Source organism: Burkholderia sp. Ac-20392 (assembly GCF_017104585.1).
GTDB classification, from domain to species: domain Bacteria; phylum Pseudomonadota; class Gammaproteobacteria; order Burkholderiales; family Burkholderiaceae; genus Burkholderia; species Burkholderia lata.
Genome location: NZ_JAAGPB010000529.1, coordinates 1 through 5,556 on the forward strand (window position 1 = coordinate 1; position 5,556 = coordinate 5,556).

2 protein-coding genes are annotated in these 5,556 nt (G+C 66.9%); both read right to left on the bottom strand.

The features are described from left to right. The coding region (locus G3N99_RS33810; RefSeq protein WP_241011994.1) for an FdhF/YdeP family oxidoreductase at positions 1–2,355 on the bottom strand (2,355 nt) is incomplete at its 3' end. Between the two features lie 125 nt (positions 2,356–2,480). Beyond that, positions 2,481–5,330: an AAA family ATPase gene (locus tag G3N99_RS33815; RefSeq protein WP_206124541.1), complete on the bottom strand. Its 2,850-nt coding sequence runs from the start codon at positions 5,328–5,330 to the stop codon at positions 2,481–2,483. Positions 5,331–5,556: the final 226 nt, after the last annotated feature.

Here is a 5,556-nt window from a genome sequence, read left to right on the forward strand (position 1 = left end):
GGGAAGGTGTCGAGGTATGAATGGGGACGGAAGGGGGTCATCGGATACGTCGAGAATAGTTGGACCGTTAGTACGTAAGACAAAAGACGAGCTAGGGCAGGGCACCGGAACCGACATGTACGACGGTGTGCCGCTTTCATTGGCGATGTAGTCGAGCGGTACGAGCACGTTAGCTTCCGGGTAGTACGCGCCGACCGACCCCGGCGCGATGTCGTACTCGATCGCGGTGATCTTCTCGAGACGCAGCGCGCGGCCCGATGCGGTGACCGTCTCGATGTCGACGAGGTCGCCGTGTTCGAGCCCGTACTTCGCGAGATCGGCGGGGTTCATGAACAGCACGTCGCGCCGGCCGAACACGCCGCGATAGCGATCGTCGAGCCCGTAGATCGTCGTGTTGTACTGGTCGTGGCTGCGCAGCGTGATCAGCCGCAGCACCTGCTCGGCGCCGAGCACGTCGGCATCTTCCTTCACCCCCTTGTAGACCGAGAACATCGCCTTGCCGGTCGGCGTCGGCCACACGCGCTCGGTGGGCGGCAGCGGCAGGCGGAAGCCGCCCGGCGTGCGGATGCGATCGTTGAACGCCTCGAAGCCCGACACCGTACGGTCGATCAGGTCGCGGATGCGGTCGTAGTCGTCGATCAGGTCGAGCCACGCGACCTTGCTCGCCGGCAGCGTCGCATGCGCGATCCCCGCGACGATCGCGGGCTCCGAGCGCAACTGGTCGGACGCCGGCTTGAGCTTGCCGGCCGATGCGTGAACCATCGACATCGAATCCTCGACGGTGATCGACTGCCGGCCGGTTGCCTGCATGTCGAGCTCGGTGCGGCCGAGCACCGGCAGGATGAAGGTTTCCTTCGCGACCAGCAGGTGCGAGCGGTTCAGCTTGGTGCCGAGATGCACGCTCAGGTCGAGCTTCGCCATCGCCGGGAACGACTGTTCCGGATCAGGCAGCGCGACCGCGAAGTTGCCGCCGAGGCACAGCAGCGCCTTCGCGGTGCCGTCGATCATCGCCTGCATCGCCTGCACGGCGTCGTGCCCATGATGCGCGGGCGGCGTGAAGCCGCACACGTCCTCGATCTTCTTCAGGAACTCGGCCGACGGCTTCTCGGTGATGCCGACCGTGCGGTTGCCCTGCACGTTCGAGTGGCCGCGCAGCGGGCACACGCCGGCGCCCGGCTTGCCGATGTTGCCGCGCATCAGCAGCAGGTCGGCGATCAGGCGCACGGTTGCCGTGCCCTTGTTGTGCTGCGTGACGCCCATCCCGTACGTGACGATCGTCGCGTTCGACTTCGCGTAGGCGAGCGCGACCTGTTCGAGCTGCGCCTGGCTGAGCCCGCTCGCGCGCTCGATGTCGTCCCACGACGTGGCTTCGAGATCGGCCGAGAACGCGTCGAAGCCGTTGGTGTGCTGCGCGATGAAGTCGCGGTCGAGCACGTCGCCGCGCTCGGCTTCGAGCTGCAGCAGCGCCTTCATGATGCCCTTCAGCGCGGCCGCGTCGCCGCCGGCGTCGACCTGGTAGTACGTCGATGCGATCCGGGTCGAGCCGAACGACGCCATCTCGATCATGTCCTGCGGATCGGCGAAGCGTTCGAGCGCGCGCTCGCGCAGCGGGTTGAACACGATAATCGGCACGTTGCGCCGCGAGCACTCGTGCAGCGTGCCCATCATCCGCGGGTGGTTCGTGCCGGGGTTGTGGCCGATCGAGATGATCAGCTCGCAGTGGTCGAAATCCTCCAGCGACACCGTGCCCTTGCCGATGCCGATCGACTGCGGCAGGCCGACGCTGGTCGGCTCGTGGCACATGTTCGAGCAGTCGGGGAAGTTGTTGGTGCCGAACTCGCGCGCGAACAGCTGGTACAGGTACGCGGCTTCGTTAGACGCGCGCCCCGACGTATAGAACTCGACCTGATCGGGCGGCAGCGCGCGCAGCACTTCGCCGATGCGCGCGAACGCGTCGTCCCATTCGATCGCGCGGAACGTGTCGGTCGCGCGGTCGTAGACGAGCGGATGCGTGAGGCGGCCCATGTTCTCCAGCTCGTAGTCCGACATGCGCAGCAGCGACGACACGGTGTTCGCCGCGAAGAATTCGGGCGTCACGCGCTTGGTCGTCGCTTCCCACGTGACGGCCTTCGCGCCGTTCTCGCAGAACTGGAACGTCGACTTGTGTTCCTTGTCGGGCCACGCACAGCCGGGGCAGTCGAAGCCGTCGGGCTGGTTGGTCCGCATCAGCACGATCGGCGCCTCGATGGTTTCCATTTGCGTGCGCACCGCATCGGCTGTCGCGCGAAGCGCGCCCCAACCACCGGCGGGCCCGTCGTACTTCCTGATGCCTGGCACTTCGCGTCGATTTGTCATGTGAATCTCCATCAGCCGGTCCCGGTACGGGTGGCTCGGTTTGCGCCGTGTCGCGGCGTGGGGCGGCTCCGTCCGGGGGACGGAGCCGGTCATGCGTGCCCCGGGCGTGCGGGGCATGCTGTTTTTCAGTGCGCGTCCTTCTTTGAGCCGGACGACTTCTTGCCGGACGGTTTCGCGGCAGGTGCGAGCGGCGGTGCGTCGGCGGGCGTGTCGCCCGTCTTCGCATCGTTGCCTGCCTTGGCCGCCTTGCCGTTCGGTTTCGCCTTGCCGTCGGCGTCCTTCTTCGCGTCCTTGGTTTCCTTCGCTTCAGGCGCCGCGAGCGTGTTGAACTTCACTTCGTCGCTGGCCTTGTCGTAGTCGACTTCGCACCGGTCGCCCGATTTCAGCCGGTCGGCGAGGATCTCCTTCGCGAGCCGGGTCTCGATGGTCTGGCGGATCTGGCGCTTCAGCTCGCGCGCGCCGAACTCCGGCTGGTAGCCGGCTTCGGTCAGATGCTCGACGAGCGAGTCGCCCATCACGAGCGTGATGTCCTGCGCGGCGGCCGTGCGCACCACGCGGTCGAGCTGGATCTGCACGATCGAGCGGATGTTCTCCTTCGACAGCGCATGGAAGACGATCACCTCGTCGATCCGGTTCAGGAACTCGGGGCGGAAATGGCCCTTCAGCACCTGCATCAGTTCCTCGCGGATCGCCTTGTCGGTCTTGCGCGCGGCTTCCGGTTGCGTGAGGTTGTCCATGATGATCGCGGCGCCGAGGTTGCTCGTCGCGATGATGATCGTGTTGCTGAAGTCGACCACGCGGCCCTTGCCGTCGGTCAGGCGGCCGTCGTCGAACACCTGCAGCAGCACGTTGTAGACGTCCGGATGCGCCTTCTCGATCTCGTCGAGCAGGATCACGCTGTACGGGCGCCGCCGCACGCGCTCGGTGAGCTGGCCGCCTTCGTCGTAGCCGACGTAGCCGGGCGGCGCGCCGATCAGCCGCGCGACCGCATGCCGCTCCATGTACTCGGACATGTCGATGCGGATGATCGCCTGCTCGTCGCCGAACACGGTCTCGGCGAGCGCCTTCGCGAGTTCGGTCTTGCCGACGCCCGTCGGCCCGAGGAACAGGAACGTCGCGATCGGCCGGTGTGTCTGGCCGAGCCCCGCGCGCGACAGCCGCACGGCATCGCTGACGGCCACCACGGCATCGCTCTGGCCGACCACGCGCTCGCGCAGCTGCTCTTCCATCTTCAGCAGCTTCTGGCGTTCTTCCTGCGTGAGTTCGGACACGGGGATGCCGGTCAGCCGCGATACGACCTCGGCCACCGATTCGACGGTCACTTCGAGCGTTTCGGAGCCGGTCTTGCGCTGCCACGCCTCCATCATCTCGTCGACGGATTTCTGCTTCGCGTTGATCTGCTCCTCGAACTGCTTCGCTTCGTCGAAGCGCTTGCGCGACGTTGCGTAGTCCTGCTCGCGCTTCAGTTGCGCGATCTGCGCTTCGCCTTCCTGGATGTCGATCGGGCGCGACGTCGCGCCGATCCGCACGCGTGCGGCGGCCTGGTCGATCAGGTCGATCGCCTTGTCGGGGAGGAAGCGCGACGTGATGTAGCGATCGGCGAATTCCGCGGCCGCGACGAATGCGTCGTCGGCGAACGTCACCTGGTGGTGCGCCTCGAGGCTGTCGCGCAGCCCGCGCAGGATCACGATCGTCTGCTCGACGCTCGGCTCCGGCACGAACACCGGCTGGAAGCGCCGTTCGAGCGCGGCGTCCTTCTCGATGTACTTCTGGTATTCGTTGAGCGTCGTCGCGCCGATCAGGCTCAGCTCGCCGCGCGCAAGCGCGGGCTTCAGCACGTTCGCGATGTCGAGGCCGCCTTCGCCGCCGCCCTGGCCGGCGCCGACGATCGTGTGCAGCTCGTCGATGAACAGGATCAGTTCGTCCTGCTTCGCAGTGACTTCGTCGATCAGCTGCTTCGCGCGCTCCTCGAATTCGCCGCGATACTTCGCACCGGCCACCATCGAGTTGATGTTGACTTCGACGAGCCGCTTGTCGCGCAGCACCTCGGGCACGTCGCCGTTGACGATCCGCTGCGCGAGCCCTTCGACGATCGCCGTCTTGCCGACGCCCGGCTCGCCGATCAGCACCGGGTTGTTCTTCTTGCGACGCGCGAGCACTTCGATCGTGCTCTCGATTTCCTGCGCGCGGCCGAGCACCGGGTCGAGCTTGCCCTGGCGCGCGATCGCGGTGAGGTCGCGACCGAACTTGTCGAGGTTCGGCGTGCCGGTCGGCGCATCGACGCGGCCGTCCTCGGCGCCTTTGCCGACCACCTTCACGACCTTCTGGCGCAGCGCCTCGGGCGTCACACCGTACTTCTTCAGCAGCGTGCCGGCGACGCTGTCCGGCACCGAGGCGAGCCCGATCAGCAGGTGCTCGGGGCCGATGTACGAGTGACCGAGATCGCGCGACGCCTGGAAAGCGTACTGCACGGCCTTCTTCACGCGCGGCGAGATCGACAGCTTGTCGAGCGGCGCATCAGGGTCGGCCGTGCCGGTGTGCGCATGCTCGTCGATGTACGAGCGAATGTCCTGCGGCGACAGCTTCAGTTCCTTCAGCAGCGCGGCGCACACGTCAGTGTCCGCGAGCGCGTACAACAGGTGTTCGGAATCGAGCTCACTGCGGCGCAGCTCGTGCGCCTTCTCGGCCGCGCGCTGCAGCAGTTCCAGCGTCTGCTCGCTGAACGCGTCGGTCGGGTCGACCGATTCGCGCGGGATCTCGGCGGCGAGCGGCGCGTCGTCGTCGAGCCCACCGAACAGCGACGACGAGCCGCCCCCGCCGAGCAGCGAATCGAACGGGTTCAGCATGCTCTGATGCCGCATCAGCTGACGGAAGTGGTAATCGCAGATCGAGATCGTCTTGCGCTCGCCGTCCTGCATCACGGTTGCGCGCGCGACGGCCGGCCGGGCGTGGCAGATATCGCAAAGTGCGGGCATGGTGGTCTGGCTCCTGTCGGTGAAAGTGGGTCGAAGGGTGAAGTCCCGATGCGGTGCGGCGCTTGGCGCTTCCCGACCGCGAACGCACGACGCGCGGCACGGCGGCGCGCGGGCGGCGCCGCTGCTGTCACGCAGCGCGCGCCGGCGTCGTGCACGGTCGCGGTCAGGTCGGCAAGCGGGCGTGCCGGGAGGAGCCCACGGCATCGCTTCGACTGCGTTCAAAATA